12 protein-coding genes and 1 tRNA gene are annotated in these 14,918 nt (G+C 62.8%); 8 read left to right on the forward strand and 5 right to left on the reverse strand.

From position 1 onward, the window contains the following. Positions 1-23 precede the first annotated feature (23 nt). Positions 24-1,436 (reverse strand): glucose-1-phosphate adenylyltransferase, encoded by a 1,413-nt coding sequence (glgC, locus tag CGK93_RS12445; RefSeq protein ID WP_172322769.1) that lies wholly within the window; start codon positions 1,434-1,436, stop codon positions 24-26. Positions 1,437-1,529: 93 nt separating this feature from the next. On the opposite strand from glgC, the gene glgA reads away from it, so the two are divergent. Further along, the gene (glgA, locus tag CGK93_RS12450) at positions 1,530-2,726 is read left to right on the forward strand and encodes a glycogen synthase (RefSeq protein ID WP_089595102.1); all 1,197 of its coding nucleotides are present in this window, start codon (positions 1,530-1,532) and stop codon (positions 2,724-2,726) included. Between the two features lie 122 nt (positions 2,727-2,848). Here glgA and CGK93_RS12455 read toward each other — a convergent pair whose 3' ends face one another. Both CGK93_RS12455 and CGK93_RS12460 read right to left on the reverse strand, forming a co-directional pair. Next, positions 2,849-4,948: an acyl-CoA dehydrogenase family protein gene (locus CGK93_RS12455; RefSeq protein WP_089595103.1), complete on the reverse strand. Its 2,100-nt coding sequence runs from the start codon at positions 4,946-4,948 to the stop codon at positions 2,849-2,851. Between the two features lie 46 nt (positions 4,949-4,994). Then, the gene (locus CGK93_RS12460) at positions 4,995-5,750 is read right to left on the reverse strand and encodes a TetR/AcrR family transcriptional regulator (protein ID WP_232481656.1); all 756 of its coding nucleotides are present in this window, start codon (positions 5,748-5,750) and stop codon (positions 4,995-4,997) included. Between CGK93_RS12460 and CGK93_RS12465 the strand changes: the two genes are divergently transcribed. From CGK93_RS12465 to CGK93_RS12475, 3 genes are read left to right on the forward strand one after another with little or no spacing between them, the layout of a single operon-like run. Next, positions 5,749-7,101: an acetyl-CoA C-acetyltransferase gene (locus tag CGK93_RS12465; RefSeq protein ID WP_089595104.1), complete on the forward strand. Its 1,353-nt coding sequence runs from the start codon at positions 5,749-5,751 to the stop codon at positions 7,099-7,101. The two genes, CGK93_RS12460 and CGK93_RS12465, sit on opposite strands and share 2 nt — an antisense overlap. Positions 7,102-7,111: 10 nt before the next feature. After that, positions 7,112-8,452: a 3-oxoacyl-ACP reductase gene (locus CGK93_RS12470; RefSeq protein ID WP_089595105.1), complete on the forward strand. Its 1,341-nt coding sequence runs from the start codon at positions 7,112-7,114 to the stop codon at positions 8,450-8,452. Further along, positions 8,449-9,375: a MaoC/PaaZ C-terminal domain-containing protein gene (locus tag CGK93_RS12475; protein ID WP_089595106.1), complete on the forward strand. Its 927-nt coding sequence runs from the start codon at positions 8,449-8,451 to the stop codon at positions 9,373-9,375. Before CGK93_RS12470 ends, CGK93_RS12475 begins: the two co-directional genes overlap by 4 nt. A gap of 177 nt (positions 9,376-9,552) precedes the next feature. Here the strand turns inward: CGK93_RS12475 and CGK93_RS12480 are convergent. After that, positions 9,553-9,635: transfer RNA gene (locus CGK93_RS12480), tRNA-Leu, on the reverse strand. Positions 9,636-9,903: 268 nt separating this feature from the next. On the opposite strand from CGK93_RS12480, the gene CGK93_RS12485 reads away from it, so the two are divergent. Together CGK93_RS12485 and CGK93_RS12490 are read left to right on the forward strand one after the other, a co-directional pair. Then, positions 9,904-11,208 (forward strand): M20/M25/M40 family metallo-hydrolase, encoded by a 1,305-nt coding sequence (locus tag CGK93_RS12485; protein WP_089595107.1) that lies wholly within the window; start codon positions 9,904-9,906, stop codon positions 11,206-11,208. A 29-nt stretch (positions 11,209-11,237) separates the two neighbouring features. Then, positions 11,238-12,398, forward strand: coding sequence for an acyl-CoA dehydrogenase family protein (locus CGK93_RS12490; protein WP_089595108.1), 1,161 nt, complete (start codon positions 11,238-11,240; stop codon positions 12,396-12,398). Positions 12,399-12,402: 4 nt separating this feature from the next. On the opposite strand, the gene CGK93_RS12495 is transcribed toward CGK93_RS12490, so the two are convergent. After that, positions 12,403-12,636 (reverse strand): DUF5703 family protein, encoded by a 234-nt coding sequence (locus tag CGK93_RS12495; protein ID WP_011774832.1) that lies wholly within the window; start codon positions 12,634-12,636, stop codon positions 12,403-12,405. Between the two features lie 39 nt (positions 12,637-12,675). Here CGK93_RS12495 and CGK93_RS12500 point away from each other — a divergent pair, with 39 nt between their 5' ends. Next, the gene (locus tag CGK93_RS12500; RefSeq protein ID WP_089595109.1) at positions 12,676-12,933 is read left to right on the forward strand and encodes a hypothetical protein; all 258 of its coding nucleotides are present in this window, start codon (positions 12,676-12,678) and stop codon (positions 12,931-12,933) included. A 252-nt stretch (positions 12,934-13,185) separates the two neighbouring features. Next, entirely contained in the window at positions 13,186-14,868 is a 1,683-nt protein-coding gene (locus CGK93_RS12505) for a sugar transferase (RefSeq protein WP_089595110.1), read from the forward strand. The last annotated feature ends 50 nt before the right edge of the window (positions 14,869-14,918 follow it).

Here is a 14,918-nt window from a genome sequence, read left to right on the forward strand (position 1 = left end):
GCCGTCAGCCGGGCGCCCAGCGCTTAGTGCGAGGCACCCTGCGCTGCGGCGTCCGCGACACGTGACTGGATTCCTGCTGCTACCTTTTCGGCAGAGTCGCGGATGTCCGGATCATCATGAGTGGCGGCCTTGACAGCCTCCGGCAGTCCACGGCGGTGTTGCGCGGACAGCGCGAGCTCGGCCTCGCCGGGCTCGGGCACAACCTGGCCCTTTGCCAGCACCGTGATGCCCGACTCCGTCACCTTGTATCCCCGCGCCTTATCCAGGGCGGGGTCCAGGCCGATGGCCGCCCCTGCAGGAACCTTCACGTTCTTGTCCAGGATGGCCCGCTTAATCACGGCACCTTCGCCTACCCGGACCTTGTCCATGAGGACGGAGTCCTGGACACGGCTGCCGGCAGCCACATAGGCGTCGTTGGAAATCACGGAACCTTCAACGATGCCACCGGAAACCACCACGCCGCTGGCAACAATGGAATCGAGCGCAGTACCCACTGTGTTGTTTTCGCCACGGACAAACTTTGCCGGGGGCGAGATGCTCTGGCGGGTATAGATCGGCCACTCGGAGTTATAGAGGTTGAAGATCGGCACGGGGGAGATGAGGTCCATGTGGGCGTCATAGAACGAGTCGATGGTACCGACATCGCGCCAGTAAGTCCGGTCCCGATCCGTGGCGCCCGGGATGTCATTGAGCGTGAAGTCGTACACGCCGGCTTCGCCCTGGTCCACGAAATACGGAATGATGTCCCCGCCCATGTCGTGCTTGGTATCGAGTCGTTCTGCATCCACATGAAGTGCTTCAACGAGGGCGTCCGCGTTGAAGACGTAGTTGCCCATGGACGCAAGGAACTGCGTGGGATCTGCTGCCAGCCCGGGGGTGCTGGCCGGCTTTTCCACGAACGCGGCGATTTTCTGGGGATCGTTCTGGTCTACCTCGATCACGCCGAACTGGTTGGCCATGTTCAGGGGCTGCCGCACTGCAGCAACCGTCGCTTTCGCGCCACTGGCAATGTGCTGCTCCACCATTTGGGAGAAGTCCATGCGGTATACGTGGTCAGCGCCGACCACAACCACGATGTCCGGGGCGTCGTCATGGATGAGGTTCAGCGATTGGTAGATTGCGTTGGCACTGCCAAGGAACCAGCTCTTGCCCACGCGTTGCTGCGCGGGCACAGATGCTACATACCGGCCCAGTTGCGTAGACATACGCCAAGTCTCCGAGATGTGCCTGTCAAGGCTGTGCGATTTGTACTGCGTCAGTACGACGATTTTCAAATATCCCGAATTAACGAGATTGGATAGTGCAAAGTCAATTAACCTGTAGCCGCCTGCGAACGGAACCGCGGGCTTGGCCCGATCCGCCGTCAGCGGCATGAGTCGGTTGCCTTCTCCGCCTGCCAATACGATTGCCAGAACTTTCTTCAACGCCATGGTCACAGCTCCCCGTACGTCTTCGTATCCCCCAAAAGTCCGATTTTCCGGACTCTTTCACACTAGAACACATACGCCGGAACGACTACGTTGGTTAGCGTGCGAATAGACATTGTGACTAAAGAATTCCCTCCGGAAATTTATGGCGGTGCCGGTGTCCACGTTGCCGAGCTCAGCCGGGTGCTGGCAAAGCACGTCGACCTTCACGTCCGGGCCTTCGGCGCGCCGCGTGAAGCCGACTACCACGGGGCTTCGGTGGCGTCGTACGCCACGCCTGAAGACCTCGGCGATGCCAACGCCGCCCTCCAAACCCTGGGCGTGGACCTGAGGATCGTTCCGGACATTGCGGGAGCGGACGTGGTCCACTCGCACACCTGGTATGCCAACATGGCGGGCCACCTGGCCTCGCTGCTGCACGGAATTCCCCACGTGCTCAGCGCCCACAGCCTCGAGCCCCTGCGCCCGTGGAAGGCTGAGCAGCTGGGGGGCGGCTACGCGTTGTCCTCCTGGGTGGAGAAAACGGCCTATGAGGCAGCGGCCGCGATCATCGCAGTCTCCGACGGCATGCGCCAGGACATCCTGCGCAGCTACCCCGACGTGGATCCGGATAAGGTCCGCGTCGTCCACAACGGCATCGATGTTTCCCTCTGGGAACGTGATGAAGAGGATGACGCCATCCGCGCGCTGGGCATCGATCCCGCCAAGCCCAGCGTGGTCTTCGTGGGGCGAAACACCCGCCAGAAGGGGGTGCCGTACCTGCTTCGCGCGGCGTCCAGCCTTCCTGACGACGTCCAGTTGGTGCTGTGCCTCGGAGCCGCCGACACTCCCGAGCTTGCCGCCGAAACTGCACGCCTCATCGAGGAACTGCAGACCAAGCGCCAAGGGGTCGTCCTTATCGAGCGGATGCTGCCCCGGAAGGAACTCATCCAGGTGCTCAGCCATGCCACGGCGTTCGCCTGCCCGTCGATCTACGAGCCCCTGGGCATCGTGAACCTCGAAGCCATGGCATGCGGTGCGGCGGTAGTGGCCAGTGCCACGGGCGGCATTCCGGAGGTGGTCCAGCACGGCGAAACCGGGCTGCTGGTGCAGTTGGAGCAAGTCACCGATGGAACCGGGACGCCGCTGGACCCGGAGAAATTCGTCAGCGACTTCGCGGCTGCCTTGAACGAGGTGGTGGCAGATCCTGCACGTGCACGTGAAATGGGCATTGCGGGGCGTCGCCGCGCGGAAGAGCACTTCTCCTGGGAATCCATCACTGAAACGACGCTTGAGGTCTACCGGTCGGTCCTGCGCTAAACCAGCAGCGCTCCAACAGCAGAAGATGGAAAGCACGACGGCGCCGCCCCCTTTGGTGGGGACGGCGCCGTCGTGCTTTTCAACAGTTCCGCAAGTGTTAACCGCGTGGCTGCTTGGCTCTGCTAGCGGGTTTTGGACGCTTTCAGGGCAAGAAGGGTTTTCTCGTCGGCGGGGGCACTGCCGCTGGCCCGCTGCTCACGGAAATGCTTCCGTGCCTCGTCCTGGCGGGTGGATTCCGCGCCGGTTGCAATCGAGGCCCGCAGGTGCTCAGGACCGTAGCCGAAAGCATCAACGAGGTCCACAGCGTGCGGGCGGATCTTGACGAGCAACCGGTTGATGTACGTGCCCACCGTACGGCCACGCTGCATCGAGAGCCTGCCGTTCATCAAGTACCACGAAAGGTGCTTCTCAATCAGGGACAGCCCGAACAGATCGCGCAACCAGGTCAGCACGCGCTTGGTTCCTTCATCCGTGACGTGGGTCAGGGCTTCGGTGAAGGCTTCCCACTGGAGCAGTTCAGCGTGTGCCAGGGCCGCTTCAATGAGTTCGTGTTGGTGCTGGTTGAACAGGGCTGCGGCCTGGTGCTGGGGGAGTTTATTGGCTCCCTTCAGTGCAGAACCGACCTCGGCGACCATGGACTGCACGCGGTCAGCCAGGAGGGTGCGCTGGCCTTCCTCGTCCCGCAAAGCCAAAGCCGCCTTCTGGACCGATCCGGTATCGGCCACAAACTGGGCTACCTGGCGAAGGCCCGTCCGGTGGAGGGCCACACCGGCAGCCTGGTCCACCACGTAGCGGGCAAGGACACCAAAATCAGCGCTGCGGAATTCCTTGGCGTAGTCGGCCAGGAGCCGCTTGGCCACCAACTGCAGCAGCACAGTGTTGTCGCCTTCGAAGGTGACGTACACGTCAAGGTCTGCGCGGAGGGAAGCAAAGCGGTTTTCGATCAGGAATCCGGCGCCACCGCAGGCTTCGCGGCATTCCTGCAGCGTGTCCAGGGCATGCCACGTGCTCAGCGGCTTGAGTGCGGCGGCCAACGTTTCCAGGTCCTGGCGGTCGGCGTCGGTGTCGTGTGCGCCGGAGAAGACGTCGTCGAATTTCTGCAGGAGTTGCTCATGCGCGAAGCTGGCCGCATAAGTAGTGGCCAGCCGGGTGAACAGCCGGCGCTGGTGTCGCTGGTAGTCCAGGAGGACTTCCTCATCGGTTGCCGAGGAGGCGTTGAACTGACGGCGTTCAGTGGCGTACTGGATGGCAGTCTTCAATGCCACCTTGCTGGCAGCAACCGCTGCTCCATCCAGGGAAACACGTCCTTGGACGAGGGTGCCCAGCATAGTGAAGAAACGGCGCCCCGGGCTCTCGATGCTGGAGGAATAGGTGCCGTCCACAGCCACATCGCCGTAGCGGTTCAGCAGGTTGGTGCGCGGGATCCGTACATCGGTGAAGTGCAACCGGCCGTTGTCGATGCCGTTGAGACCGCCCTTAATGCCGTCGTCTTCGCCGCCGATGCCCGGAAGGAACTCCTTGGTGGCTGGATCCCGGAGTTCCACGTAGAAAGCATGGACGCCGTGATTGACGTTCCTGGTGATCAGTTGGGCGAACACCACAGCGGCGAGGCCGTCGTTGGCAGCATTGCCGATGTAGTCCTTCCACGCTGCCCGGAAAGGTGTATTGATGACGAATTCCTGGCTGGTTTCGTCATACGTCGCCGTGGTGGCGATGCTGGCAACGTCTGAGCCGTGGCCGGTTTCCGTCATGGCGAAGCAGCCGGGAATCTCCAGGCTCATGATGCCGGGGAGCCACTTGTCCTGATGTTCCACCGTGCCGAGGTGCATCACGGCAGAGCCGAACAGGCCCCACTGGACGCCGGCCTTGATCTGAAGTGACGGATCGGCGGTGACGATCTCTTCGAATCCGGCGATGTTGCCGCCGTGATCGTCGGAGCCACCCAAGCGGGTGGGGAAGGCACGATGGACGGTGTTGTTGTCCACCAGGAACTTCAATTGTTCGAACACGCGGGCGCGATGCTCGGTATGGTGCAACCCTTCGATCTTTTGTACCACTGGATTGCCTGCCACCTTGCGGGCCTCGTGGCGGATGTGCGCCCACTTGCCGAGGAGTTGCTCTCCAAGCGCGGCGACGTCCACCGCAGGCTCGGCGCCAGTGGCGGCATCCTTGCTGCCTGTGGGGTGCTGGGCGGATGTGGTCCGGTCCACTACTTCAGTCATGTTGCTTCCTTCTTTGGTTCCGACAACTGATGAGTCATTGCTGGTGTCAGGTGGATGTCTTGAGCGCTGGAGCAATGCCGAGGCACAGCCAGTCGGTAATTTGAGCTGCCATGGTTTCCTGGTCCGGCTTGGCGCCGCCTGCCGGGCTCCCCAGCCACATCTCTCCGGCGTTCCTGACGAGGCCGATGGCGGCGGTGGGCCAATACACAAGCACCGCTTCCTTCTCTTCGCCCAGGTACTCCCGCATGGGGGTGGCGATCATTTCGGTGATTTGCTCAAAGAAGTTTCCCAGCGCTCCGGACGCGGCAATGGCGTCCTGCGCTGACGCTTCGCCGGGCGTGAGCCGGGTAATGAACGCATACACGTGGGGGCTGGATTCGGCCATCTGCAGGTAGGCGGAGACCATGGCGAACAACCCTTCGCGGGGAGTCTGGGCCAGCTGGGCGGCTTCCTGCATGCGGCGCTGCATCTGCCCCAGCACTACCTCGCCCATGGCTTGCTGAAGTCCGGCTTTGTCACCGAAATAGCGGTAGAAGACAGACTTCGACGTACCGGCGGCTCCCGCTATGTCCTCCATGGACGCGTCACTACCGAGCCTGTGAACGGCCTTGCGCGCTTGCCGGATGAGCTCGCCACGCCGCTCCTCGCGGTGGGACTGCCAACGGGCAGCCCGGCCGTCGACGGCGGTATTCTGCGCATCCGCTGCGGCACTGGCGAATTCTTCGTGGCGACTGTTCACGATACCCAGCGTATCAGGTACGCTGGGTATCAGTAACTGGCATTGATCGAAGGAGACCAGCATGGCTGCAGCAGACGTCACCACAGGTGGGACCCACGAACCGGGTTCCACCCCCCAAGCACCACGCAAGGCGGTCATCGTGGGCGGCAACCGCATCCCCTTTGCCCGCACCGGAGGCGCGTACGTCAAGTCCTCCAACCAGGACATGCTCACCGCGGCGCTGGAAGGCTTGATCGCTAGGTTCGGGCTGCAGGACGAACGCATTGGCGAGGTAGCGGCCGGAGCCGTGCTCAAGCATTCGAGGGATTTCAACCTCACCCGGGAAGCCGTCCTCGGCTCAGCGCTGTCACCGGAAACCCCCGCATATGATCTGCAGCAAGCATGCGCAACCGGGCTCGAAACAGTGATCGGTTTGTCCAACAAGATCAAGCTGGGGCAAATCGAGTCAGCCATTGCCGGCGGAGTGGATTCGGCATCCGACGCCCCCATTGCCGTGAGCGAGGGACTGCGTGAGATCCTGCTGGACCTCAACCGCGCCAAAACCCCTGTCCAGAAGCTTAAGATCATCGGCCGCATCCGCCCCAAGGACCTGGCCCCGGACGCACCGAACACGGGTGAGCCACGCACCGGCCTGTCCATGGGGGAGCACCAGGCACTCACCACGGCGCAGTGGAAGATCACCCGCGAGGCCCAGGATGAACTTGCCTTCAACAGCCACCGCAATCTCTCTGCAGCTTATGATCGCGGCTTCTTCGATGACCTCATCACTCCGTACCGCGGTCTCAACCGCGACTCCAATCTGCGCGCGGATACCACCTTGGAGAAACTCGGATCACTGAAGCCGGTCTTCGGCAAGAACCTCGGCGCGGAAGCGACCATGACGGCGGGCAACTCGACACCGCTCACTGACGGCGCATCCACCGTGCTGCTCGCAACGGGTGAGTGGGCTGACGCCCACGGCCTGCCCAAGCTCGCGACGGTCCTGGACGGCGAAGCCGCGGCAGTGGACTTCGTGCACGGCAAGGACGGTCTCCTCATGGCGCCCGTTTTCGCGGTCCCGCGCCTGCTGGCCCGTCACGGTTTGACGTTCGAGGACATCGATTTCTTCGAAATCCACGAAGCATTCGCCGGCACGGTCCTGAGCACACTCGCTGCCTGGGAGGACGAAGACTTTGGCCGTACCAGGCTTGGACTCGATGGAGCGCTCGGAAAGGTAGACCGGGCCAAGCTCAACGTCAACGGATCATCGTTGGCTGCCGGGCACCCGTTCGCCGCTACCGGTGGCAGGATTGTGGCATCCCTTGCGAAAATGCTGCATGAGAAGGGCTCCGTGGACGGGCGTCCGGCCCGCGGCCTGATCTCCGTTTGCGCCGCAGGCGGCCAGGGCGTCGTTGCCCTTCTGGAAGCAGCATAGGGGGAACTCCATGACGGACAAATACACACAACTGGTGAGCCACGGACTGGGAAGGGACGTCGCCAAACGGCTCGGACTGCCGCAGCCGGTGGAGCTACGCCGCTACCAACCCGGCAGCCCGCTGGTCACCGGCCCGGTCCTGGTCAACGGAGACAGTCCAGGTGCGGATGATATTGCCACCACACTCCTCGGATGGGGGCTTGACGTCCGTCGGAACGCATTGCCCAAGGAAAAACTGGGCGCCATCATTGTGGTCCTCGATGCTATCCAGCACCCCGAAGACCTCGCCAAGCCCGTACTGACCGCAGGCACGTCGCTCCGCGATCTTGGCACCAACGCACGGGTAGTCACTATCTCCCGGACATCCCAGTCAGCCCAAAACCCTGCCGGGGCTGCAGCGCGCCAGGGGATTGACGGGTTGGTGCGGTCCCTGGCCAAGGAACTCCGTGCAGGCTCCACCGCCAACGGCATACTGCTCGACGACGACCTCGCCACCACCAGCCCCTCGGCATTGGGCGCACTCAGGTTCTTCCTCTCCGGGCGTTCTGCCTACGTGGACGGACAGTTCCTGACGGTCAGCTCGACGTCGGGCAGCTTGCCCAGCGACCCGGACAAACCGCTGGCCGGCAAGGTCGCAGTAGTCACCGGGGCGGCCCGGGGTATTGGTGCTGCCATTGCCCGGACGCTGCACCGCGACGGCGCCACAGTGGTTGCAGTGGACATCCCAGCGGCCGGGGATCACCTGGCTGCCGTGGCCAACGAGGTACGGGGCACCGCTCTTCAGCTCGATATCAGTCGTGACGACGCCGGTCACCGGATCATCGAGCACGCAGTGGAACGCCACGGCCGGCTCGACATCGTGGTCCACAACGCCGGAATCACCCGCGACAGGCTGCTGGCGAACATGGACGAAAGCCGTTGGCAGTCGGTGATCGCCGTCAACATCGCAGCCCAACTGAGCATCAACGAGGTCCTTCTGGCGTCCGAACACTTTAAGGACGCACCGCGCATCGTGTCGGTGGCTTCCACCAGTGGCATCGCAGGCAACAGGGGACAAACCAATTACGGCGCCTCCAAGGGCGGCGTGATCGGCATGGTGAGGGCCACGGCCCTGCTGATGGAACCCTTCGATGGAACCATCAACGCAGTGGCCCCTGGGTTCATTGAAACCGAAATGACTGCCCGGATGCCCTTTGCCATCCGCGAGGCTGCCCGCAGGCTCAACTCGCTCAAGCAGGGCGGACAGCCCCGGGACGTTGCCGAGACCATTTCCTTCCTGGCCAGTGACGCCGCTGGTGGAATTTCCGGCCAGGTCCTGCGGGTCTGCGGTCAGCAATTGGTGGGAGCATGACCAACCCCCAGCCAGTGATCCTCGGAGAGCTGCCCTCACTTTCCAAGCTCTACGTCAACGCGGCAACAACGGCTGCCCGCCGCCGGGTGTTGGGCGCGGCAACAGGCCAGCACACCTTGCCCTCAGTCAGCCACGAAGTGAGGAACGTCAAGGCAGACGTGGGAAACCTGACCGCGTACCAACACTTGGTGGGGGAGACGGCCAGCGACACCTTGCCGGCCGGATATGTCCATGCATTGGCGTTCCCGGTGTCCTTGAGCGTCATGAACCGGGATGATTTCCCGTTGCCGCTCCTGGGCATGATCCACCTGAAGAACCATGTGGAGCAACGGGTTCCCATTGCCTTCTCCGAGGCCTTGGACATCCGGTCCTGGGCTGAGAACATCGCGGGCCACAAAGCCGGAACCCAAGTGGATGTTGTGGCGGAGGTCCGTTCGGCTTCCAGTGACGAACTGCTCTGGCGGGGCGTCTCCACGTACTTGGCCAAGGGCATCTTCCTGCCGGGCATCGACAAACCCGGAAGCGCGAACGGAGCATCAGCACCCAGCGACTTTTCTCCTCCGAACCCCACCGCGCTGTGGCAACTCGGCTTGGACACCGGGCGAAGCTACGCAACGGTCTCCGGCGACTTCAACCCGATCCACCTCAGCGTCCTTTCTGCCAAGGCACTGGGCTTGCGTGGGTCCATTGCCCACGGAATGTACCTTGCCTCCCGCGCGCTGGCTGACGTGGGGGCCGTCAAAGCCGACTCGTTTACTTGGGACGTTGCCTTTGAGGCTCCGGTGTTCCTCCCTGCCCGGGTCGCCGTGGATATTTCCACGGTTCATTCGGGTTCAGGGAGTTGGGAACGTTCGGATTATGCAGCGTGGAATGCCCGCAGCGGCCGGCGTCATTTCACTGGCGCTGTGGCTGCGTTGGGCTGAGTAAGGCCCCGTCGATAAACCGAAGAGCGGCGGTCACCATGAGGTGACCGCCGTCGTCGTTAATCCGTATCTGCTGCCCTGGAACCGCAGGGGCGGATTATGCGGCACCAGGGCAGCACAACTAGGGACGCAAACAAAACAAGGCCCGGAATCCGTGGATTCCAGGCCTTGCGATTGTGCGCGGAGGGGGACTTGAACCCCCACCCCCTTTCGAGGACTAGCACCTCAAGCTAGCGCGTCTGCCATTCCGCCACCCGCGCAGGTGGTGTTCGGTGGAGCCGTTTTGCACCTTCCGGTGCTTCACTTTCCTCCGAAGCAGCGAGAAAAACTCTAACACGGTTTCCGGTGGCGAAAAAATCGGCACTGGTCAGGCAAGCACGGAGGGACACCCGGAGACTTTCGGCGCCATGCATTCCTGACGGGGGCCGCGTCCGGTGAGTAGGCTGAGGGGATAGGGGACGTTCACGTTGCGGAAGCCGCAGTGCACTTCGCCGAAACCTGCAGCCCAGCCACGCAAGGAGAGTTTCCATGTCTGTCATCCGCCCCGAAGATGAAGTTGTCCGGATCTGCCAGGAGCTGATCCGTATTGACTCCTCCAACTTCGGCGACGACACCGGACCGGGGGAGCGCGCGGCTGCCGAATACACGGCCGGCCTCATTACTGAAGTCGGGCTCGAGGCAGAGATCTTCGAGTCCGCCCCCGGCCGCGCCAACGTCGTAACCCGGATGGCGGGCGAGGACCCGTCTGCCGACGCCTTGGTGGTTCATGGACATCTGGATGTCGTTCCTGCCCTGAAGGACCAGTGGAGCGTTGATCCGTTCAGCGGCGAGTTGAAAGACGGGCTGGTGTGGGGCCGTGGCGCCGTGGATATGAAGGACATGGACGCCATGATCCTTTCGGTCATGCGCGACTTCGCCAGGACCGGCCGCAAACCCAAGCGCGACATCATTTTCGCGTTCTTCGCCGATGAGGAAGCCGGCGGCACCTACGGCGCCCGCTATGCGATCGAACACCGGCGCGAGCTTTTTGATGGCGCCACCGAGGCAATCTCCGAAGTGGGTGGCTTCTCCGCCACCATCGGCGGCCAGCGGACCTACCTGCTCCAGACAGCCGAGAAGGGCCTCTCCTGGCTCCGGCTGGTGGCACATGGCCGCGCGGGCCACGGATCGCAGATCAACACCGATAATGCCGTTACCCGTTTGGCCGCCGCCGTCACCAGGATCGGCGAATACACATGGCCGGTGGAGCTGACCCCTACCACCCGCCAGTTCCTGGACGGTGTCACCGAACTGACCGGCGTCGAGTTCGATGCCGACAACCCGGACATCATCCTGAAGGAACTGGGCACAGTAGCGCGCTTTGTGGGGGCGACGCTGCAGAACACCTCCAACCCCACGCTGCTGCGTTCGGGATACAAGCACAACGTCATCCCGGAGTCGGCCGAGGCATTCGTGGACTGCCGGACGTTGCCCGGCCAGCAGGAACTGGTGTTCGAGACCATCAAGGAGCTTGCGGGCGAGGGCATCGACATCAGCTACGTCAACAAGGATGTGTCACTGGAAGTGCCGTTTGCCGGCAACCTGGTGGATTCCATGATCGACGCCCTGCATTCCGAGGATCCCGGCGCCAAGGTGCTTCCCTACACGCTCTCCGGCGGAACAGACAACAAGTCCTTGAGCAAGATCGGCATCACCGGGTACGGTTTCGCACCGTTGATGCTTCCTGACGAACTTGACTTCACCGGCATGTTCCACGGCGTCGATGAGCGCGTCCCGGCTGAGTCCCTCCAATTCGGCGCCCGCGTCCTGAACAGGCTGCTGAGCAACTACTAGACCGTACTCAACGAGAAAGGGGCCTGGTCATGGCTCCCGAGGAAATCCTCCCCGACGCCCTGCTTGAGCGGCTGCGCGGCCGCGCTGCCGGCTACGACCAAAACAACGGGTTCTTCCATGAGGACCTGGAGGAGCTGGCCGCGGCCGGCTACTTGAAGCTTTTCGTACCGGAGTCCGACGGCGGATTCGGGCTCGGTCTTGAAGCGGTAGCTGCCTTGCAGCAACGGCTCGCCACGGCGGCCCCTGCCACAGCGCTGGCCGTCAACATGCACCTGGTGTGGACCGGCGTCGCGCAGGTCATGGCTGCCCGCGGCGACAACTCGTTGGACTTCGTCCTCAAGGAAGCGGGGCAGGGGGAAGTTTTTGCTTTCGGTATTTCCGAAGCGGGCAACGACTCCATGTTGTTCGACTCGGGCACCGTTGCCGAGCCGCTGCCCGATGGAAGTTACAAGTTCACCGGCCGGAAGATCTTCACCAGCCTTTCCCGGGGCTGGACCCGGCTGGGCACTTTCGGAAAAGACTCCGACGCCAGGGCCGGTGAGGGGGAACTGGTTTTCGGTTTTCTGCGCCGCGACGAGCCCGGACACGAAACCCTCAGCGACTGGGACACACTGGGCATGCGGGCCAGCGCTTCAAACACCACGCTCCTGCATGGCGCGGTGGTCCCGGCTGAGCGGATCTTCCGCAAGCTCCCGGTAGGACCCAACAAGGACCTTCTGATCTTCGCCATTTTCGCGTGCTTCGAAACGCTTCTCGCCGCGGTCTATACGGGGGTGGCCCAGCGTGCTTTCACTCTGGGAGTAGAGAACGTCAAACGCCGGGTGTCGGCCAAGCACGGTGGGCGCAGCTTCGCCCAGGACCCTGATATCCGGTGGAAGGTGGCCGACGCCGCACTGGCCATGGATGGCATTGCGCCACAAATATCCAGCGTTGCCCGGGACGTTGACAACCTGGTGGACCACGGAGCCCAGTGGTTCCCCCGTCTCGTGGGACTCAAATCCAGGGCGACGGAAAACGCGCGCTACGTGGTGGATCTAGCCATTCGGGTCACGGGAGGCTCCAGTTATTTCAGAGGCTCTGAGATGGAGCGCCTCTACCGGGACGTCCTGGCGGGAATCTTCCACCCGTCCAACGACGAATCTGCGCACAACACGGTGGCCAACGCCTGGTTGGGACCGCTGGACAATTAGGAGCCTAGACGGTCCGCTGCACCGAATACACTTTGCGGCGCAGCCAAAAACGGCGACCACCCCCAAGGTAGAGCACGCTGCGTTCGAGCTCCCACTTGCCGTATTCGGAATGCTCCGCGAGCCGGCGCCGGGCGTCGGGCAGAGAATCGTCAGGTCCCACCGTCAGGACGAGGTACTCGTACTGACGTGCATAGTCTCGTTGGCGCTCTACGGAGCTACCCGGAAATTGTTCTCTCATCCCTCTCCATTTTCGTCCTTTTCCGGCTAACGTGAAGGCATGAGCATCGATCCGCGTGTCGCGCTTCAATCATTGACCGCCGCCCTTGAAGAGCACCTGGCTGCGGCCTCCGCCCGCCGCGGTGAGGGAGACCCCACCGTCGAGGCCGCGTTCTTCGCTGTTGCCGACGCTTTCGAAGTGTATGAGGACGCACTCTACGAGGCGTATTCCGAGGTTACTCCGCTCCAGGTGTTCGATGATGAGGAAGACGAAGACGACGAGGTGCTCGACGAAGACCTCGAAATCGTCGAGGACTAGGCACCTCACAAACCGGCCGCCATGGGGCGGCCGGTTTTTTGTGCCTTGTCGTCATGTTTGTAGCCCTTTACGCCCGGATTCACGGGGTTTTCTGCAGTCAGGGCACGTAGTCCCGGCACCCCCGGCTAGGTACTTGCACGTAGGGGTTATAGGTAATCCTGCGCAAAGTTGAGTATCGACTACTGGTGCGCCTTCGGAGCGCCGCGGCTTCACTGGGAGGTAGGCAACGGCAGGTCTGCAAAGAGGGCTGACATGGTGAGAGTTCCAGTCTTGCGATCAGGCAAGGCAGCGGCACCCCAGGGTGCGGCTCATGCCTCCGCGGGGTCAGCCTTCCGAACCGGCTCTGCCGCCGCCAACGTCAATCCGCCGGCGTCTCCCTGGATTGGCAAGCCCGCTGCTGCACAGCGGACTGAAAAGGCGGGACTGGCGGCGCTGAGGTCGGATGTCACCCTGGACCCCGTGACGCCGCCAGTCACCCACCGCCACGCACGGATCACGGCACCGCTCAAAGACCGTTTGACGTGGACGCGCTTCCTGACCACCAGCCTCCGGCTGGCTGACACTGCATTGGTTGCCGGAGCTGTCCTGGCCGGTACAGCGCTGAGCCCCGATGGAATGGGCGTATCACCCGGAAGCCCGGCACAGGCCCAGCACCTGTCCATGGGGTTGATCCTCGGAGTGGTCTGGTTGGCGGCCCTGGAGGTGTACAGGACCCGCGATCCCAAAGTCCTCGGAGTAGGCCCGGAGGAGTACAAACGGGTACTTTCTGCCAGCTTCCGTGTTTTCGGATTCCTGGGCATCGTTGCGGTGGTCTTCCGTCTGGAGGCTGTCAGTTCCTTTGTCCTTGTCTCCTTGCCGCTGGGCCTGGTGGCCCTGACCGGAAGCAGATGGGGCTTCCGCCGATGGTTGAGCCACGAAAAGTCCAGGGGCCGCTGCCTTTCCCGCGCGATCGTTGTGGGCGAACCCCAGGACGTCAGGTACGTCATCAAACAGATCAACCGAAAGTCCGGTGCCGCCTACGACATCCTGGGCGCCTGCCTCCCAGGTGCCCGCCGCGGTACTGTCCTGGCCGTGGACCACCTGCGCGTACCGGTCCTGTCCTCCATCTACGGTGTGGCGCATACTGTCCGGCAGACCGGCGCCAACGCGGTGATCGTGGCAGGCCCGGTTCCTGGTGGAAACCAGTTCATCCAGGAACTTGGATGGCGGCTGGAGGAAAATGCCGCTGAGTTGGTTCTGGCCGCGACCTTGACCAACGTGGCAGGTCCGCGCATCCATTGGCGGCCCGTTGAGGGCCTCCCTTTGATGCACGTTGACATTCCGCACTACTCCGGCGGCAAGCACACGCTCAAGCGGTTGATGGACATCACAGTCTCTGCAGCGGCTTTGCTCGTCCTGGCCCCCGCCCTTCTCCTGCTGGCCGCGATCGTCCGGGCCGACAGCCCCGGGCCTGTCCTGTTCAAGCAGGAAAGGATCGGAAAGCGGGGCACTACCTTCCAGATGCTGAAGTTCCGTTCCATGGTGGTGGATGCCGAAGCACACCTGGAAGCCCTGAGCAGCCAGGACGAGGGCGCCGGCGTCCTGTTCAAGATCCGCGGAGATCCCCGCGTTACCCGGTGCGGCCGGTGGATGCGCAAGTACTCCCTGGACGAGCTGCCGCAGTTCTGGAATGTCCTGGTGGGAAGCATGAGCCTTGTGGGGCCAAGGCCGCCACTGTCACGGGAAGTCAGCGGCTACGAGCGCCACACTCACCGCCGGCTGTTGATCAAACCCGGAATCACGGGGTTGTGGCAAATCAACGGACGCTCGGATCTTCCGTGGGACGAGGCAGTCCGGCTGGATCTCTACTACGTGGAGAACTGGTCAATAGCGGGGGACCTCATGATCATGTGGCGGACCTTCCGGGCAATGATCCGGCCATCCGGCGCCTATTAGTGAACGTCACGCAGTACCTGATAAGAACCGCGCTTTCAACACAGAAGTCG

Source organism: Arthrobacter sp. YN (assembly GCF_002224285.1).
Lineage (GTDB): Bacteria > Actinomycetota > Actinomycetes > Actinomycetales > Micrococcaceae > Arthrobacter.

Coding starts and splice junctions, on each gene's coding strand:
- CGK93_RS12455 (WP_089595103.1), bottom strand. CDS start 4,948: ATGACTGAAGTAGTGGACCGGACCACATCCGCCCAGCACCCCACAGGC.
- CGK93_RS12465 (WP_089595104.1), top strand. CDS start 5,749: ATGGCTGCAGCAGACGTCACCACAGGTGGGACCCACGAACCGGGTTCC.
- CGK93_RS12460 (WP_232481656.1), bottom strand. CDS start 5,750: ATGCTGGTCTCCTTCGATCAATGCCAGTTACTGATACCCAGCGTACCT.
- CGK93_RS12470 (WP_089595105.1), top strand. CDS start 7,112: ATGACGGACAAATACACACAACTGGTGAGCCACGGACTGGGAAGGGAC.
- CGK93_RS12475 (WP_089595106.1), top strand. CDS start 8,449: ATGACCAACCCCCAGCCAGTGATCCTCGGAGAGCTGCCCTCACTTTCC.
- CGK93_RS12485 (WP_089595107.1), top strand. CDS start 9,904: ATGTCTGTCATCCGCCCCGAAGATGAAGTTGTCCGGATCTGCCAGGAG.
- CGK93_RS12490 (WP_089595108.1), top strand. CDS start 11,238: ATGGCTCCCGAGGAAATCCTCCCCGACGCCCTGCTTGAGCGGCTGCGC.
- CGK93_RS12495 (WP_011774832.1), bottom strand. CDS start 12,636: ATGAGAGAACAATTTCCGGGTAGCTCCGTAGAGCGCCAACGAGACTAT.
- CGK93_RS12500 (WP_089595109.1), top strand. CDS start 12,676: ATGAGCATCGATCCGCGTGTCGCGCTTCAATCATTGACCGCCGCCCTT.
- CGK93_RS12505 (WP_089595110.1), top strand. CDS start 13,186: ATGGTGAGAGTTCCAGTCTTGCGATCAGGCAAGGCAGCGGCACCCCAG.